General features: G+C 60.4%; 11 protein-coding genes and 10 pseudogenes. 10 read left to right on the forward strand and 11 right to left on the reverse strand.

What is annotated here, in order from left to right; all coding sequences use genetic code 11:
- Window positions 1-158 precede the first annotated feature (158 nt).
- A pseudogene (locus tag NKI41_RS33420) lies at window positions 159-448 on the reverse strand (adenosylmethionine--8-amino-7-oxononanoate transaminase); the annotation flags it as partial.
- A gap of 19 nt (window positions 449-467) precedes the next feature.
- On the opposite strand from NKI41_RS33420, the gene NKI41_RS31730 reads away from it, so the two are divergent.
- Together NKI41_RS31730 and NKI41_RS31735 are read left to right on the forward strand one after the other, a co-directional pair.
- Window positions 468-836 (forward strand): serine hydrolase, encoded by a 369-nt coding sequence (locus NKI41_RS31730; protein ID WP_352686872.1) that lies wholly within the window; start codon window positions 468-470, stop codon window positions 834-836.
- 415 nt (window positions 837-1,251) lie between these two features.
- Window positions 1,252-1,599: pseudogene (locus tag NKI41_RS31735) on the forward strand (transposase family protein); the annotation flags it as partial.
- Here NKI41_RS31735 and NKI41_RS31740 read toward each other — a convergent pair.
- Window positions 1,519-1,778, reverse strand: a pseudogene (locus NKI41_RS31740) (hypothetical protein); the annotation flags it as partial. The pseudogenes NKI41_RS31735 and NKI41_RS31740 sit on opposite strands and share 81 nt — an antisense overlap.
- 84 nt (window positions 1,779-1,862) lie before the next feature.
- Between NKI41_RS31740 and NKI41_RS31745 the strand changes: the two are divergent.
- Entirely contained in the window at window positions 1,863-2,186 is a 324-nt protein-coding gene (locus tag NKI41_RS31745; RefSeq protein ID WP_352686875.1) for a hypothetical protein, read from the forward strand.
- Window positions 2,152-2,571: pseudogene (locus NKI41_RS33425) on the forward strand (aminomethyltransferase); the annotation flags it as partial. The gene NKI41_RS31745 and the pseudogene NKI41_RS33425, both read left to right, overlap by 35 nt.
- A gap of 394 nt (window positions 2,572-2,965) precedes the next feature.
- On the opposite strand, the pseudogene NKI41_RS31755 reads toward NKI41_RS33425, so the two are convergent.
- Window positions 2,966-4,052: pseudogene (locus NKI41_RS31755) on the reverse strand (IS110 family RNA-guided transposase).
- A gap of 124 nt (window positions 4,053-4,176) precedes the next feature.
- On the opposite strand from NKI41_RS31755, the pseudogene NKI41_RS31760 reads away from it, so the two are divergent.
- A pseudogene (locus NKI41_RS31760) lies at window positions 4,177-5,050 on the forward strand (aminomethyl transferase family protein); the annotation flags it as partial.
- A 75-nt stretch (window positions 5,051-5,125) separates the two neighbouring features.
- On the opposite strand, the pseudogene NKI41_RS31765 reads toward NKI41_RS31760, so the two are convergent.
- Both NKI41_RS31765 and NKI41_RS31770 read right to left on the reverse strand, forming a co-directional pair.
- Window positions 5,126-5,254, reverse strand: a pseudogene (locus NKI41_RS31765) (ectoine synthase); the annotation flags it as partial.
- A 119-nt stretch (window positions 5,255-5,373) separates the two neighbouring features.
- Window positions 5,374-6,785 (reverse strand): annotated as a pseudogene (locus tag NKI41_RS31770) (helix-turn-helix domain-containing protein).
- A gap of 216 nt (window positions 6,786-7,001) precedes the next feature.
- On the opposite strand from NKI41_RS31770, the gene NKI41_RS31775 reads away from it, so the two are divergent.
- Complete coding sequence (locus NKI41_RS31775) at window positions 7,002-8,534, forward strand: acyl-CoA carboxylase subunit beta (protein WP_352686881.1); 1,533 nt, start codon at window positions 7,002-7,004, stop codon at window positions 8,532-8,534.
- 11 nt (window positions 8,535-8,545) lie between these two features.
- Entirely contained in the window at window positions 8,546-10,546 is a 2,001-nt protein-coding gene (locus NKI41_RS31780; RefSeq protein ID WP_352686884.1) for an acetyl-CoA carboxylase biotin carboxylase subunit, read from the forward strand.
- Between the two features lie 63 nt (window positions 10,547-10,609).
- Here the strand turns inward: NKI41_RS31780 and NKI41_RS31785 are convergent.
- The 3 genes and pseudogenes from NKI41_RS31785 to NKI41_RS31795 form a co-directional block, all read right to left on the reverse strand.
- Window positions 10,610-11,200, reverse strand: a pseudogene (locus tag NKI41_RS31785) (phosphopantetheine-binding protein); the annotation flags it as partial.
- Complete coding sequence (locus tag NKI41_RS31790) at window positions 11,160-11,579, reverse strand: AMP-binding protein (protein ID WP_352686886.1); 420 nt, start codon at window positions 11,577-11,579, stop codon at window positions 11,160-11,162. The pseudogene NKI41_RS31785 and the gene NKI41_RS31790, both read right to left, overlap by 41 nt.
- The gene (locus NKI41_RS31795) at window positions 11,512-11,940 is read right to left on the reverse strand and encodes an AMP-binding protein (RefSeq protein ID WP_352686900.1); all 429 of its coding nucleotides are present in this window, start codon (window positions 11,938-11,940) and stop codon (window positions 11,512-11,514) included. The genes NKI41_RS31790 and NKI41_RS31795 overlap by 68 nt, the downstream gene beginning before the upstream one ends.
- A 624-nt stretch (window positions 11,941-12,564) precedes the next feature.
- Here NKI41_RS31795 and NKI41_RS31800 point away from each other — a divergent pair.
- The 3 genes from NKI41_RS31800 to NKI41_RS31810 are packed head-to-tail and all read left to right on the forward strand — an operon-like array spanning window position 12,565 to window position 14,361.
- Window positions 12,565-12,873 carry a 4'-phosphopantetheinyl transferase family protein gene (locus NKI41_RS31800; protein ID WP_352686889.1) on the forward strand — a complete coding sequence of 103 codons (309 nt, stop codon included), beginning with the start codon at window positions 12,565-12,567 and terminating at the stop codon, window positions 12,871-12,873.
- A gap of 40 nt (window positions 12,874-12,913) precedes the next feature.
- Entirely contained in the window at window positions 12,914-14,017 is a 1,104-nt protein-coding gene (locus NKI41_RS31805) for an IS5 family transposase (protein ID WP_352686892.1), read from the forward strand.
- The gene (locus NKI41_RS31810) at window positions 14,017-14,361 is read left to right on the forward strand and encodes a hypothetical protein (RefSeq protein ID WP_352466622.1); all 345 of its coding nucleotides are present in this window, start codon (window positions 14,017-14,019) and stop codon (window positions 14,359-14,361) included. The genes NKI41_RS31805 and NKI41_RS31810 overlap by 1 nt, the downstream gene beginning before the upstream one ends.
- 52 nt (window positions 14,362-14,413) lie before the next feature.
- On the opposite strand, the gene NKI41_RS31815 is transcribed toward NKI41_RS31810, so the two are convergent.
- The 3 genes and pseudogenes from NKI41_RS31815 to istA all read right to left on the reverse strand — a co-directional run.
- Entirely contained in the window at window positions 14,414-14,557 is a 144-nt protein-coding gene (locus NKI41_RS31815; RefSeq protein WP_352686895.1) for a hypothetical protein, read from the reverse strand.
- Between the two features lie 415 nt (window positions 14,558-14,972).
- Window positions 14,973-15,674, reverse strand: coding sequence for an IS21-like element helper ATPase IstB (gene istB / locus NKI41_RS31820; protein ID WP_352686897.1), 702 nt, complete (start codon window positions 15,672-15,674; stop codon window positions 14,973-14,975).
- A pseudogene (gene istA, locus NKI41_RS31825) lies at window positions 15,634-16,766 on the reverse strand (IS21 family transposase); the annotation flags it as partial. The pseudogene istA and the gene istB, both read right to left, overlap by 41 nt.

The following is a 16,766-nucleotide window of genomic DNA, read 5'->3' on the forward strand; positions in this document are numbered from 1 at the left end:
TGCCATGTCCTCGATCGTCATTAAGCAGCCCGTGGCCGCGGGCGTCCAATTCAGTTTGCAGATTGGTGTCTTCTGGCGACGAGATGAGGGCATGCGCGGTGGTGGGCGGAGCCGCGCGAGCAGGGTCAGGCGCGGCGCGGGTCGGCCGCGATGCGCGGGCGCCACCTCGGACAGACCTCGGCGAGATAGCCTGTATTGCCGATGCTGAGGTCGAGCGCAGCGATGGTGCTGGTCGTGCGTACATTCTCGAAACGCAGATCCTCGCTGAAACGCGCAACCTTCTCAGCCTGCATCCTCGACAGGGGATGCTATTCGATCCGGCCACTGACTCATCGTTCCAGATGCCGACATCGGCGAGTGCTGCTGCGCAAGCGATCGGATTCGCTGTGTAGGAACTCGAATGGAAGAAGGGTCTGGTCCGGTCGCTGGAGTAATGGGCGCGGAAGATCGCATCGGTTGCGCGCCTTGTGCCGGGGCTCTCCGGCGGCGCCTGTCTCACCGCCCGCGATCTCGCTCGCTATGGACTGCTCTTTGCGCGCAAGGGCGAGGGTATCGACGGCCGCCGCGTCGGCGATGCCGCCTTCATCGAAGAGACCCGCCGCAATCCCGGCCCTTCCATGCCGAAGCCGCGTGAATGGATGCGCTATAGCCGCCAGATGTACGCCGACGGCAGGTGTATCGGACACAGTGGCTATGCCGGGCAGTATTTGGTGGCCAACCCTGACATCGGCACCGTCGTTGTTTACTTTAGCGTGCTCGAGAACAAGAGCGCCTCCGACTCCGAATTTTTCGCTACTTTAATGAAGATGGCAGCCGATCTTACTGCGGAAAAATGAGCTGGTCGCCGGGAGCCGGAAATTTACGTTGCTCTAGTTGCGCTAGATGCTGCCGTCGCAGCGTTGCCGTCACGGTGTCAGAACGTGCTCCCATCGTGAGGGAACCTTCTCCTCACGAAAACGTGATGTTACCCCGGTCCCCCACGCTCCCATGGCAGGTTGGCGAGGGGCAAAAGCTATGATCCAGCAGGGTCTCCTCGATCGCTTTATGATCGACGAGATCTATAAGAATGCACGTCAATGGCGCCGAAGTGGCTGCATGGCATCGAGCGCGCCGTCGACGCCCAGTTGTTGGAGCCTTCCTCAAGGGCCGAACGGACGATTTCACCCGTCGATGCAACCACGGTCCAGAGGCTAGCTGTTTGATCCCGGACTTTAATGGCGCATCATTGCCGTCCGAATCAAAGGATGCGCTATGGGACAGGTTCTACACCGCCGCGCCACGACGACAGAGGCAGTCCGTCGAGCGATACAGCATAGTCAAGAGAGCCTGAGAGCGCTGGCCAAGCGCTACGGCATCGATCAGAAGACCGTTAGAAAGTGGAGGAACCGGACCTCGACCGCCGATCTTCCCACCGGCCCGAAGAAACCAAGATCGACAGTGCTGTCGCTCGAAGAGGAAGCGGTGATCGTCGCCTTTCGCAAGCACACGTTGCTGGCGCTGGATGATTGCCTCTATGCCCTACAGCCCTCGATCCCGCATCTGACGCGCTCGTCGTTGCATCGCTGCCTTCAGCGCCATGGCATTTCGCGGCTGCCGCAGGACGCCGATGGGCTCCAGCAGCCGGCGATTGTTGAACCAGTCGACCCATTCCAGCGTCGCGAACTCGACGGCCTCGAACGAGCACCATGGTCCCCGTCGATGATCACCTCGGCCGTGTAAAGACCGTTGACCGTTTCGGCGAGAGCGTTGCGGTAGAAGTCGCCGACGCCACTGCTGCTTTTGCAAAGCGCTCAGGAAGCGTGGTGGAGCGTAAAATCGGCGTTTTCCCAAGTACTGACTGAGCGATTCCCGGCGCTCGAGCGATGTTGATCGACATTGCGGTAGGCGACAGCATCACCGTAACGAATGATGAAGGCGCCCAAATCTGCGAGGTCGTCGTGGCCGACGCGTCGGGCAGCATTGACGCTGGCGTCGTCGGGCATCGTCCGAACTCGGATGCTGCGGGTTTGAAGGCGCTGCTAACCGGTCAGGACGGCAGCCTGCAGCGGCTGCGCAAGGCACTAGAGATCCGTCGTATCGACCTCGCCGCGGCGGGCGGGCTTCGCTTGTTCGACCCGACAACGCCGCCGAAGACCAATGTCGAGCTTACGGTCCGACCTCGTCTGCGTCAGCTCCGCCTGCCCTGACGACACGACGGCGGCCAGTGGCTGGAAACCGACCGACATCCATGTACGCACCTACTCAGGGGCCGAGAAATTCCAACGCGCCGTGGCGATCCGCCCCACTCCCGATTCGGAGCCAAAGATGACCAAGCAAACTGGGTTTCACGAGCGCCTTTCTAAGCTGACCCGCAACTTCGTGGAGTATCGGGGCTACTGGCTGGCTAATAGCTACGCAGAAGCCGGGCTGATCGAGGAATACTGGGCTTGCCGGCAGAAGTCGGTGCTGATGGACCTTTCGGCCCTGCGCAAGTTCGAGGTGACGGGACCCGATTCGGAAGCGCTGCTTCAGTATACGCCGACGCGGGACGTGAAGAAGTTGGCGGTCGGCCAGATCGTTAATACTGCCGTCTTAATCGGTCGTACTTTGTGATCTTGTTTTCCATGGTCGTTCCTCTTCAAGAGTGCGATAATACACTATTCTATGCTCTAGACCACGATCTCGCGTTCTGGCGTCGAGTTCCGATGCGCCGTGCAGTCTTCCGCGCTCTGCGACGGGGTAGTTGCGCTGCTTATTTGCAGCGATCGAACCGTCGTGGCGCACTTTTCCATCGGACTGACGGAGCATCGTCACAGGCAATCCGGCGCGGTCCGGCCGTCTCGCGATCGGCGCGGCCGCAGGCAAGGTAACGTGCGTTCCGTCGTTCCTGGTCTGCATCGGTCCTCATCCGCCGGAGCGGATCCCTTGTGTCAGATGGCGCCCATCAACGTGCCGGCGCCATGCGCTTCAACTTCCGTTGCACCGGTCATCGATGCGCTCCCAGCAGCTTGCGATCCTTGATATGAGCGCGCCGGGCTGCATCGCTTCGGTTCGCTGCGGCATCGCCGACATAGAACGTTCCGTCGCTCCACATGGCGTGCATGATCACCGCCAGCTTGCGCGCCACGGCGACACAGGCCTTGCGGTGGCAGGAGCGTTTGGCGATCGCCTGGCCCCAGCTCTTGCCCTTGTCCTTGCCCTTGAAGCGCGTCATCAGCCCCGACGCTGCCTCGTAAAGCGAGCGTCGCACATCAGCATCGCCGGCCTTTGATATGCGACCCTGAACGTCGATCGAGGTACCTGACTGCCAGCGCCGCGAGGTCAGCCCGAAGTAGGCCGCGACGTCGCGTGAGCGGCGGAAGCGCGACGGATCATCGATGGCCGTCATGAACGAAAGTGCTGTGACGGGGCCGACGCCGGGGATTGCCATGAAGCGTCGGCACAGTTCGCTGCGGGCCACCATTTTGACGACGAGATCGTGCAGCCGGCTATTGCCTCCACAGCGCTGCGCGCGCCGACAGCATGGCGTCCATCAGTTCGGCCGACAGCGGATCGTCCACCACAGCTTGGCGCACCGCCTGCTCGAATGCTCCGCGTCCGACCTTGCTCAAGCGGATGCCGAACGACTTCAGCGAGTGTCGAATGGCATTCTCCAGGTCGAGGAACTTGGCCTTCAGATTGCGCCGGTGTGTCAGCAGAAGCTTCGTCCGGTAGCAGCTTTCCGACTTGATATGAGCCTGTCGGAACCAGCCGGTGCGTATGATATGGGCGATGCCGAGCGCATCGGCCTTGTCGGTCTTGTTGCGCTGCGCCGACATCGCGGCGCGCACGTGCTGCGTCTCCAGACAGACGGCCGGCAGGCCAAGTTTCTTGAGTTCGGGATGCAGCCAGGGCGACAACGCGCCAGCCTCGTGGCCCACACGCCGCAGGCGCGGCAGAAACGGCTTCAACGTCGCAAACAGCGCGTCGGGATCAGTCACGGCTGTCGTCTCAAGATGCACCGTGCCATGATCATCGACCACGCACACCGCCGTCTCGTCCATCGCCACGTCCAGCCCACAAAAGAATTCCATCGTTCGCCTCCTGCGTTGCTTCACAGGAGCAGATTTTGCCGCCGAGTCGCCGGCGATCGCCAGTTGACCCGCGGTCGACGCACAGTTTTGCTGCTCGGCAAGGCGCTCGCCCCGATTACGGGCGGCAATGTGCTACGAGCATGGCGGCATGATTGACGACGGCACGTTGTTCCGGCTCGGCCAGGACAATTTCCGGTGGGTCGGCGGCGACGAGTATTCAGGCGTATGGCTGCGCGAACAAGCGGAGAAGCTCGGTCTCAACGTCCTGGTCCGCAGTTCAACCGACCAATTGCACAACATTGCCGTGCAGGGGCCGGAGAGCCGCGAGCTGCTGAAGAAGGTAATCTGGACGCCGCCGCATCAGCCATCGATCGCCGAACTCGGCTGGTTCCGTTTCACCGTTGGCCGCATCGGGGATGACCAGGGCCTACTGTCGCGTACCGGCTACACGGGGCTGGGCTACGAGGTCTGGTGTCACCCCAAGCACGCGGGCGAGGTCTTCGATGCGATCTGGGCCGAGGGGGCCGGCGCACGGATTGACGCCGATGGGCCTGGCCGCTCTCGATATGGTTCGGATCGAGGCGGGATTGATCTTCGCCGGCTATGACTTCTCTGATCAGACCGACCCGTTCGAGGCGGGCATCGGCTTCACCGTGCCGCTCAAGTCCAAGAGCGACGACTTCATCGGGCGGGGCGCGCTGATCAGGCGCAAGGAGCATCCGTCGCGCAAGATGGTCGGGCTGGACATCGAAGGGGCCGTCGCGGTCGGCCATGGCGACTGCATCCATCTCGGGCGCGCGCAGATCGGCGAGGTCACATCGTCAACGCGTTCGCCGATCCTCGGCAAGAACATCGCTTTGGCGCGCATCGACGTGGCCCATGCCGATGTCGGCACCAAGGTCGAGATCGGCAAGCTCGACAGCCACCAGAAGCGGCTCCCGGCCACGATCGTCTCGCTGTCGCACTATGATCCTAAGAAAGCCCGTCCACAGTCCTGACGCATGGGGATCCGCTCGCCAAGGAACTCCCGGCAGGTCGTCAGCCCCGGGTCGTTCTGCCAGAGCATCGCTAGATCAGTACGAGAACCCTCCGTTCTTCAGGTCATGCCGCTCTGTGCCCTTGAGAGATGGATTGAATACGCTGACCAGGATGAGGTCCGTGTCCTTGCCGCAACGCAGGTAATGCTTGTCGTGTTGGTCTAGCCCACCAAGACGCCTGCCGCAAAACTGTGCTTGCATACTTCATGCATACGGGCGCGCATGCCCTGTTGATTTGTCAATCGTCTTGTCGAGCCACAAGCCTCGTTTCGGGTCGATGACAATTAGGAGAGAGTGTACGGCAACTCGCCGCGCCGGTCGTGGTCGATCGCAATCGTGCTCTTAAGGGGTGGAATGGCGCGTTGAACGCAGTTTATCCGCTCGCAAATACGGCACGAAACGCCAATGGGCTCGAACGCTGAGCTGTTGGCAAAATCCAGCCGGTCTGCGTAGACGAAATCGCCAGCATCGGAGATCTCGCATCCGAGCGCGATCGCATAGCGTCGATGTGGAGAGCCAAATCCGCCGTCCGCCTTGGTGATCTCTGTTGCGATACTGAGGTAGCGCACCCCATCTGGCGTCTCGGCCAACTGGCAAATTATTCGACCTGGGGTTTCGAACGCCTGATGGGCGTTCCACAACGGACAAGCTGCACCGTAGCGGGCAAACTGCAACTTCGCGGCGCTGTGGCGCTTGGTGATGTTGCCAGCTCGGTCGATGCGCGCGAAGAAGACCGGAACGCCCTTCATCCGAGGCCTTTGCAACGTCGAAAGGCGATGCGCCACCTGCTCAAGGCTGGCGCCGAACCGCATTGCGAGCAGGTGGAGGTCGTGGCGAAGTTCTTTTGCCGCGGCCAGGAAGGGGCGGTATGGTAACATAAGCGCGCCGGCAAAATAGTTCTGGAGGCCGATCCTGCATATCTTCGCCGCTTCGGATGTCCGGAAGCGCGCTCGCTCGATGAACGCATCGATCTCCGCCCGGTGCTCCATGGCCCCTATCTGGAATGCCATCTGGAAACTGCGCGTTGAAGCAGGCGAATAAGAGTTCAAGTACAGCACGCGCGCGGAACCGTCAAACCGCCTTATCACCCGTTCGCCATTGCCAGCACGCGCAAGACGAACGTGATGATGCTGGTCAAGGTGATCTGACAACGCGGCCCCGACATCTCGGTCCGGTACGTCCAAGGTCTTTGCCAGATGCTCGGCCGCTTGGTCGAGCTCATCGATGTAGTTGTCAACAAAGTGAAAGAAGTCCCGCACTTCCTCGTAGGGTGTTGACTCGGCAAAAGCATTGGTTCGGATCAACTGGTCGTCGAAGCTGGCAAGCTGCTCGCTGTTTCTCCGATAGGCCTGGTGGCATGTTATAAGCGCGTGGGCGAGAGACGGAGCGTTTTGGGCAACAAGCTTGAGCTCCTGAAATGCGGCTGAAACACCGCCGAATACGGGATCAGCAAGTGCCTCGCTCAGTGCCGAGAGCAGCCGGTCGGCCTCACTGCCGCCGATCGAAGCGATATCCACATGGAATTTTTCGGCCAGCGCAAGAAGCACTGCTGCTGACACCGGTCGTTGGTTGTGTCTATCTGGTTCAGATAGCTGGTCGAGATCCCCAGTCGCTCGCCAAATACCGCCTGGGTGGCCTTGCTGGCCTCCCGCAGTTCGCGCACGCGCCGCCCAATGAAAAGCTTACCGTTTGCCATATGCAAATTCGCATGTTGCTGTTTGCAGTTATACATTTCGCAATCGCACCCGGTCAATCCTTCTCCATTCATTTCCGACGAACTAATGCCTAGCGTAATTCCAGTGGAGGCGCCCATGCGATTGTGCAGCGAAGCAAACCCGAGTTCGAGGCAAAGCCGGCTCGCCGCGACGCAGTTGCCGACGGCTTTGAACCTTGAAGCAAAGGCTGGCCGCTGATGCGAGCTGTTCTTGAACAACTCGAGGTCCGTCGTGCGCAGGCTCGCATAGGCGGGGGGCAGAAGCGTGTCGATGCTCAGCACGTGAAAGGCAAGCTGACCGCCCGAGAGCGCCTCGTGGTGCTTCTCGACGAAGGCTCCTTCGAAGAATACGACATGTATGTCACGCATCGTGCGACAGACTTCGGCATGGATGCCCAGAAGGTGGCCGGGGATGGCGTGGTCACAGGTTGGGGTACGATCAACGGCCGGCTCGTTTACGTCTTCTCTCAGGACTTCACGGTCCTTGGCGGATCGCTGTCGGAGACACACGCTCAGAAGATCTGCAAGATCATGGACATGGCGGTCCGCAACGGAGCTCCGGTCATCGGCCTCAACGATTCTGGCGGCGCGCCCATCCAAGAGGGCGTCGCCTCGCTTGCCGGCTACGCCGACGTCTTCAAGCGCAATGTTGATGCTTCTGGCGTCATTCCGCAGATTTCGGTGATCATGGGGCCCTGCGCCGGCGGCGCAGTCTATTCGCCGGCGATGACCGATTTCATCTTCATGGTTCGAGATTCCTCCTACATGTTTGTGACAGGTCCCGATGTCGTCAAGACCGTCACAAACGAGATCGTGACTGCCGAGGAACTAGGCGGCGCGGCAACACACACGCAAAAGTCCTCTGTTGCGGACGGGGCTTTCGAAAACGACATCGAGGCTTTGGAAGAGGTTCGGCGCCTCTTTGATTTCCTGCCGCTGAACAATCGGGAAAAGCCGCCCGCGCGGCCGTTTTATGACGATCCGGAGCGGATCGAGCTGCGCCTCGACACTCTGGCACCAGAGAGCGCCAACAAGCCCTACGACATGAAGGAACTGATCCTCGCCATCGCCGATGAAGGCGACTTCTTCGAGCTTCAGGCCGCCTTCGCCCGCAACATCATCACCGGATTTGTTCGCATCGAGGGCAGGACGGTGGGAGTAGTGGCCAACCAGCCCATAGTGCTGGCCGGATGCCTCGACATTGATTCCTCCCGCAAGGCGGCACGTTTCGTTCGCTTCTGCAACGCCTTCGACATCCCGATTCTGACGCTCGTCGACGTACCAGGTTTCCTGCCGGGCACCGCCCAGGAATATGGTGGCGTCATCAAGCACGGCGCCAAGCTGCTGTTTGCCTATTCCCAGGCGACCGGACCGTTGGTCACGTTGATCACGCGCAAGGCCTATGGCGGCGCCTACGACGTGATGGCTTCCAAACATATTGGCGCAGACATCAACTACGCCTGGCCGACCGCCGAAATCGCGGTGATGGGCGCAAAGGGCGCTGCCGAGATCCTCTATCGGTCTGAACTCGGCGATCCCGAGAGGCTGGCGGCTCGTACCAAGGAATACGAGCAGCGCTTCGCCAACCCCTTCATTGCCGCCGAGCGCGGCTTCATCGACGAGGTGATCATGCCACATTCCTCACGCAAGCGGATCGCGCGTGCCTTTGCCTCTCTGCGCGGCAAGAGCGTCGAGACGCGCTGGAAGAAGCACGACACCATCCCGCTTTGAGTGCGCAAAAAATGTTCAAGAAGATCCTGATTGCCAATCGTGGCGAGATCGCGTGCCGGGTGATCAAAACGGCGCAGAGGCTTGGTATAGCCACCGTCGCCGTCTATTCCGACGCTGACCCCGACGCCTTGCATGTCCGGCAAGCGGATGAAGCGGTCCAGATCGGTCCCGCCGCCTCAGCGCAGCCCGATCTTCGCATTGCAAACATCCTCGATGCCGTCTCCGCCACGGGCGCTGATGCGGTTCATCCGGGCTACGGTTTCCTGTCTGAGAATTCGAATTTCGCCGAGGCGCTCAGGGCCAAGGGCATCGCCTTCATCGGGCCTTCGCCCGTCGCAATCGAGGCGATGGGCGACAAGATCACCTCGAAAAAGATCGCGGCATCCGCCGGTGTCTCGACTGTGCCCGGCCACATGGCTCTGATCGAGGATGCTGAGGAAGCGGTACGCATCGCCGCAGAGATCGGCTTCCCTGTCATGATCAAGGCATCCGCTGGTAGTGGCGGCAAGGGCATGCGCATTGCCTGGAACGAGGTCGAGGCGCGCGAAGGATTTCACTCCTCGCGAAACGAGGCGAAGAACGCCTTTGGCGACGACCGTATCTTCATCGAGAAATTCGTCACCGAGCCGCGTCACATCGAAATCCAAGTGCTCGGCGATCAGTACGGCAATATCGTCTATCTCGGCGAGCGCGAATGCTCGATCCAGCGCCGCAACCAGAAGATCATCGAGGAGGCCCCCTCCCCGTTCATCGACGAAGCGACTCGACATGCGATGGGGAAGCAGGCCGTCGCTCTTGCCAAGGCGGTTGGCTACCACTCGGCAGGCACGGTTGAGTTCATTGTCGATCGCGACCGCAGCTTCTACTTCCTCGAGATGAACACCCGGCTTCAGGTCGAGCATCCGGTCACCGAGCTGGTAACCGGCATCGATCTGGTCGAGGAAATGATCCGCATCGCCGCCGGCGAAAAGCTGCGCTTTGGCCAAAAGGATGTGAGGCTGAACGGCTGGGCAGTCGAAAGCCGCCTCTACGCCGAAGACCCGTATCGCAATTTCCTGCCCTCGATCGGTCGTCTGACACGCTACCGGCCGCCCGCTGAGGGTGCATGTGCGGACGGCTCTCTCATCCGCAACGATACTGGTGTGGTCGAGGGCACGGAAATCTCGATGCACTATGATCCCATGATCGCCAAGCTCTGCGCCTGGGCACCTGACCGGCTGGGCGCAATCAACTCCATGGCCGCGGCGCTGGACGATTTCGAATTGGAAGGCATCGGCAATAACCTGCCGTTTCTCGCCGCGGTCATGGACCATCCCCGGTTTCGCGAGGGGCGGCTAAGCACGGCCTTTATCGCCGAGGAGTTTCCGGACGGCTTCGCCGGTGTGATCCCAACCGATGCCGATGAGCGCAAGCTTGCGGCGATTGCGGCACATATCAACTGGAAACTCCAGCACCGCAATGTCCTGATCTCCGGGGCGATGGACAATCATCGTCGCAAGGTCTCACGCGATTGGATCGTCACGCTTGGCAGCCATGCCTTTGCAATCGCGGTGCGCGATGAGGAAGACGGAACCGCGGTGTCATTCGGTGACGGCTCGGTTCTGAGCGTTGCAAGCGACTGGCTACCGGGACGGCATATCGCGCGCATTCGAATTGGCGCCGAAACCACTTCGATCAAAACGTCGCGGTCAGGAAGCGGCTACCGGCGCTGGCGCGGAATGGATGTTGTCGCCCATGTACGGAGCCCGCCTATCGCCGAGCTCGCCCGATTGATGCCGAAGAAGCAGCCGCCGGACACGTCCAAGCTGCTGCTTTGCCCGATGCCTGGTGTGGTGACCGCGATTGCCGTGTCCGAGGGAGAGTCGGTCGAGGCTGGACAGGTGCTCGCCACCGTCGAGGCCATGAAGATGGAGAACGTCCTGCGCGCCGAACGGCGGGCCGTGGTCAAACGGATCGACGCCAAGGCGGGAGCAAGCCTTGCCGTTGACGAACCCATTCTGGAGTTCGAATGATGGCCGACGCCAAACTCGCCGACTGGCACTCTTGCCGAGCTCCGAAGCCTTGAGAATCGATTCTAGGGTGGTCCCATCGGAGATATCGGACACAGAAATGTCGATCTGCAGCTCCTGTTTCAATCGTCTCACCAGTTGCATCGCACTCAGCGAGTCGCCGCCGGCCGCCCTGAAGGTTCGATCTCTTCCTCCGGGAAGGACGTCATTCCAGATCTCAGACACGTGCTGCTGAACATCTTGCGGCTGACCAACAAGACGAGGAAGTGGCGCAAGGGCGGTGGCTGCCATTGCCTCAAGCGCCCAACGGTCAACCTTGCCAGTCGATGTCTCAGGAAACGCCGAGAGTGTGTATGTTCGGTAGGGAACGGCCGTAGCATCTAACGCGTCATTGATCAGGGTTCTGACGTCCTCCTCGAGTACATCACTCATCAGGTCTTCTGCCGCGGTTACGAAGACCACGAGTTCAGCTCGTCCACTGACCTCAGCTACTACAACGGCAGCCTGGTTGACGTATCGAGAACGCTCGATCGTCGTTTCCACGGCTGCGACATCGACCCGCTTGCCGCGGATCTTCACCTGACGGTCCGTCCGCCCCGTGATTGCAATGCTGCCGTCAGGGAGGATGGCGCCGGATATCATCAGTGAGGTACTCATCTGACACACCTGTCGAGGCTGAAGGCAGGGGCACCAGATCGTCGGCGTCGGGCTGCATATACCCCATCGCGACCTGGCACCCTTTGACGACAATGCGTCCCTCAAAGCCCGGGTCCGATGATACTCTCTTCGAAGTGAGGATGCCCACCTCCATTCCCGCGATAGGGACGCCAGCCGATGGGAGGTCCGGCCATTGTTCGGGATCTCCGGCGAGCTCCAGAGACGTCACCTCCTGCGCCTCTGTGGAGCCATACTTGTTGTAGAGCACGGCGCCGATGCGACGGAAGAATGACCTGATAGCCCCCGTGATCTTAACGGGCTCGCCAGCTGTGGTGACGTCTGTGAGGTAAAGCGGTTCGGAGAATGCAGGCGCTGCCAATGCCAACTGATTGAGCACTGTAAGGCAGATATGACTTCTCGATCCGGGATGACGATAAGAGCTCCAGGAGCAGCCCCGCATCCTGTCGTTGCTCCTGTGTTGCCAGAACTGCTGTTCCTCCCGAACTGATCGCAGAAAACAGTTCGTGAAACGCGATGTCGAAATGAAAGGAGGCGAATTGTAAATGGACCCTGCCAGGTTCACATCTCCTGAAGAGGAGGTCCCATTGAACCAAGTTGGCAAGCCCACGGTTTGACATGAGCACACCCTTGGGCGTTCCCGTCGTACCGGAGGTAAACAGCAGATAGCAGCCCGTTTCGGGCGTGGAGACGTTCTCAACCCCCGAATTTTTCGCGGATATCTATTTCATGGCACCAAGGATATGCTCTCCGAATTCTCACGACGAATACCGAGGCAGTCTGGTTAAGGGATAGAATTTCTCCGATTGAAACGACAATGACCTCAGACAAATCGCCATCACAGGAACGCTGCTCCGCATCGACTTCGATGCCGCCATAAAGCCGGTTCTGATCACGGATTCGAATTGTTCAAGGCCATCCTCGATGGTACAGAGAGCCGGTATATGCAGAGATCGAGCTTTCTTGCACCCCCGGTGCAGCGCGCGTCCGATCGGCCCACCAACGTTAAAGGCTGGGCGTTCGCCCACTGCTCCTCCAACGCGCGCTCAAACGCGCCGATCATCAAGGATGGGCCAGGCATATCGCCTGTATCGCAAGGTCGATGGTCGTCCGGATGACTACATCCGCGACGGCTTTTTCAGCTCCGTTTTCCAGGGCCGATAATTGTTTAACGTTTAACGACAAAGCTCTGAACGTCATTGAGGGGAACTTGTCTACTGGGATACAGCCTCTTCCATCGCTAAGCTTGCGGCTCCCGGCCGTTCTGCGGTTGGGCGCCGTGGTCATTGCGTTCGAGGAGTGGTCTTCGACCGAAGACCCTCCCTGTCGAAGTTTCCTTGGAGAAGATGATAAAGATCGCCTTTCGAGGCTTCGAAGCCCCCTTTCACGAGCAGAGTTTATTGCGGGAAGAGCCGCTCTACATCGTGCCGGAAGAGCCCTCGGCCACGATGTCAGCGCGATGCGTATTGCTTGCGATCCAGATTCGGGAAAACTTTGACTCACTCGACGCTTGCTTCCACTTCAGCATAACTCACACTATCGGTTTGGCCGGCTGCATCGCCTCCAGAAATTATCTGGTTGGCTGTGACTGTGAGAGATGGGATCGCGCAATATCTAGCAGGCTGTTGAAAAAGTGGCTCGCAGCGGGGCTGTGAGCGTGATTCAGTGTCTCCGGAGAGATTCGGAGAACGAGGCATGCGCGGTGGAGACGAACGGTCTGGCGAACTGTTCAGTTATGTTGATCTCGAGGCTCGGGTGCGGCGCGATCATCCGTTGCGCCGCATTCGGGCGATTGTGAACGACGCGCTGGCGGCGTTGGAGCGGGACTTGGCGGCGCTGTATTCGCCGATTGGGCGACCTTCGATCCCGCCAGAAAAGCTTCTGCGAGCGATGCTGCTACAGGCGTTCTACTCGATCCGCTCGGAGCGGCTGTTGATGGAGCGGCTGGAATACGACCTTCTGTTCCGCTGGTTCGTCGGCATCGGCGTCGATGACGCGGCCTGGGACCATTCGGTGTTCTCCAAAAATCGCGACCGGCTGCTGGAGGGCGACATCGCGACGAAGTTCCTTGCTGCGGTGCTGGCGCAGCCCAAGGTGACGAAGCTTCTGTCTACGGACCACTTCTCGGTCGATGGCACATTGATCGAGGCGTGGGCGTCGATGAAGAGCGTCAAACCGAAGGACGGCCCAAGCGGGGGTCATGGCGAGCCACCGGCTGAAGGGGGCGGGCGAAACGCGGAAGCTGACTTCCATGGCCACAAGCGTTCTAACGACACACATGCCTCGACCACCGATCCGGATGCCCGGCTCTATCGCAAGGGCAAAGGCAAGGAGGCCAAGCTGTGCTTTATGGGACATGGCTTGATGGAGAACCGCCACGGCCTGCTGGTCGACGCCTGCCTGACACTGGCCGACGAACATGCTGAGCGGGTGGCCGCACTGCACATGATCGAACCTCGAGCGGAGCGGCCACAGGCGATCACGCTCGGCGCCGACAAGGCCTACGACGCGGAAGACTTCGTCAATGAGCTACGCTCGATGAGGGTGACGCCGCATGTAGCGCAGAACACGAGCGGCCGCAGTTCCGCGATCGACGGGCGCACGACGCGACATGGCGGCTATGCCGTCAGCCAGCGCATCAGGAAGCGCATCGAAGAGGCGTTCGGTTGGATCAAGGTCGTGGCCGGCCAGCACAAGACCAGGTTCCGCGGCCGCGACCGTGTCGGATGGGCCTTCACCTTCGCAGCCGCTGCCTACAATCTGGTGCGACTGCCAAAGCTCATGGCGGAGACCGGCTGATGGCCAAGGTTCCCGGCTTCGCCAAGGCCTTCGCCGGCCGCTGGCGCATCATCGAGATGGATGTTTGGGATAACGACTTCCTCGATCTCGTCGAGGAAGCCCATCTGACATTCAAAGGCTCGGCGGATGGCGAGATCGCCTTCGGCGCACTCAAGGGCTTCCTCGATGTCCGCTATGGCACCCGCGATGGTTCAGCCTGCGCGGAATTCTCGTGGGAGGGGCATGATGAGAACGACCCAGCCTGTGGCCGCGGCTGGGTTGTCTTTGGCACTGCAGGTCGCCTCGTCGGCCACTTCTACATCCACAACGCCGACGATTCCGGCTTCGTTTGCGAAAGAGCCTGACTTCTTCAACGGCCTGCTAGAGGAATTCTCATTTCTTTTTGGAAGAACGCTTCTAACCAAGAGAGAATTCCTGATTGAATGGACAAAGCTTGAAGCATCGATAAAACTCGGTGGTCAAAGGTTGGGCGATAAGGTGAATTGTAGAGTCAAGTTGCTCACAGCCGATTTTTCCGGAGCCACCGATACCGATTTCCATGATTCGACTCCATTCGTCTTCAACTATCGCATAAATTAAAATGAGCGGATCTAAAATTGGCCTATTGCCGTTAACGTTACATGAGCGTGACATATTGCGAAAGCATACTTATGCGGGTGCCTTGCAGTTCGACCTGATTTCGGGAAGCAGACTCCCACACGCCTGACTGGTGGGTTTGATATCAAAAGGCCACATCCTGGGTTTCAGCAACTCCGGAAAACACGCGATGGGCACAGCGACAACAGCCCACAACCGACGCGTTTGGGCTTCATGTGTCAAACGGCTTCCAAAACTGACCCTCGATCGGCGTCCAATTTTGACCCCTTTATGTAATGCGCGGCGTTCAGCGTTCGCCCGGGCGGAGCTGGTCAGGGTTGCGCAGCCCGGGCGAGCGCGGATGGCGCTTGGCAGGTGATCAGGCGCGCTTCTTGAAGCGCCAGGATTCGTTTCCGGTCTCGATGATCTCGCAATGATGGGTGAGACGGTCGAGCAGCGCTGTCGTCATCTTGGCGTCGCCGAAGACGGCGGGCCATTCGCCGAACGCCAGGTTGGTGGTGACGATGATCGAGGTCCGTTCATAGAGCCTGCTGATCAGGTGGAAGAGCAATTGCCCGCCGGCTTGCGCGAACGGAAGATAGCCGAGTTCATCGAGCACGACGAAGTCGAGCCGGGTGAGGTAATCGGCGATACGGCCCTGCTTGCCGCCGCGGTGCTCGGTCTCGAGCCGGTTGACGAGATCGACGACGTTGAAGAAGCGGCCACGTGAACCGTTGCGGATCAGGGCGCGGGCAATAGCGATTGCCAGATGCGACTTGCCGGTTCCGGTGCCGCCGATGAGCACGGCGTTGCGCTGGTCGGCGACGAAGGTGCCGTTGGCAAGGTCCCGGACCAGCACCTCATTGACCGGCGTGCCGTCGAAGTCGAACTCATCGATGTCCTTGGCGATCGGCAGCTTGGCGACGGTGAGCTGGTATTTGATGGAGCGGGCTTGCTTCTCGGCGATCTCGGCCGACAGCAGATCGCCGACGATCCTCGGCGGCTCGTGCTGGCGCTTGATGCCTGTCGCCATGACCTCGTCATAGGCGCCCCGCATCCCGTAGAGCTTCAGCGTCCCCATTAGTTCCAGAACCTGCGTACGTCCATCAGCTTGCCCTCCTGAGGCTGTCGTAGCGGGCGCAGTCGGCCTGCGGCTCATGCTGCAGGCGAAGCGCGTCCGGGGTGAGGATGGTGACGGCCGGCGCTGGGTCGCGCCGCCGCGCCAGAATGTTGATGATGACGGCGCAGGAGCAGACGTTCTGATCGAGCGCCTCCTGGCAGGCGGCTTCCACGGCATCAATGCCGTCGGTCAACACCGTGGCCAGGATCGACACCATCTGCCGATCGCCGTCATGCGCCACCTTCAATTTGCGTCGGATACGCTCCATCGCCGAGGGCAGAACCCAGCCCTGGAAGGGCGCACCGTTGCGCAGTGCACCGGGCTTGCGGGCAAGGACCGGCATGTAATGCCAAGGATCATAGATCGTCTCGCCGCGCCCGAAGGAGCGGGCATGTTCGGCGACGACCACGCCGTCCTGGCGGATGACAATCTTGCCGGCATAGGCCTGGACCTCGACCGGGCGGCCGACAGCGGTCGAGAGCACCGAGTATTTGTTGTTGTCGAAGCGAACCGTGCAGGTCTTCGACACCGAGGCCGGCACCGTATGGAATCCGTCGAAGGGGCCGCGGTATTCGACCAGCTTGCCGCGCTCCTCCTCGAACACGTTCCAGATCGTTCGTTCCGGTTGTTCGATGTGACGGTGCGCCTTGGCGTAGGCGACGCACTTGTCCTGCAGCCAGGCGTTCAGCTCCTCATAGGTCTTGAAGCGCAGCCTGGGCGTGAAGAAGCGCTCGCGCACCAGCCCGACCTGGTTCTCGACCTGACCTTTCTCCCAGCCCGACGCCGGCGTGCAGGCGACCGGCTGCACCAGATAGTGGCTGCACATCTGCATGAAGCGGCGATTGTATTGCCGGTCCTTGCCAACAAAGATCGTTTCCACCGCCGTCTTCATGTTGTCGTAGATGCCGCGCGTGCAGGCGCCACCGAAGAAGGCAAAGGCCCGGTCGTGCGCGTCGAACACCATCTCCTGCGTCTCCCGCGGATAGGCCCTGACGAACATCATGCGGCTGTGGCAGAGCCGGACATGGGCGACCTTCACGGTCACTGTCACGC

Origin of the sequence: Mesorhizobium sp. M0601 (assembly GCF_040320845.1) — a bacterium.
Classification (GTDB): domain Bacteria; phylum Pseudomonadota; class Alphaproteobacteria; order Rhizobiales; family Rhizobiaceae; genus Mesorhizobium.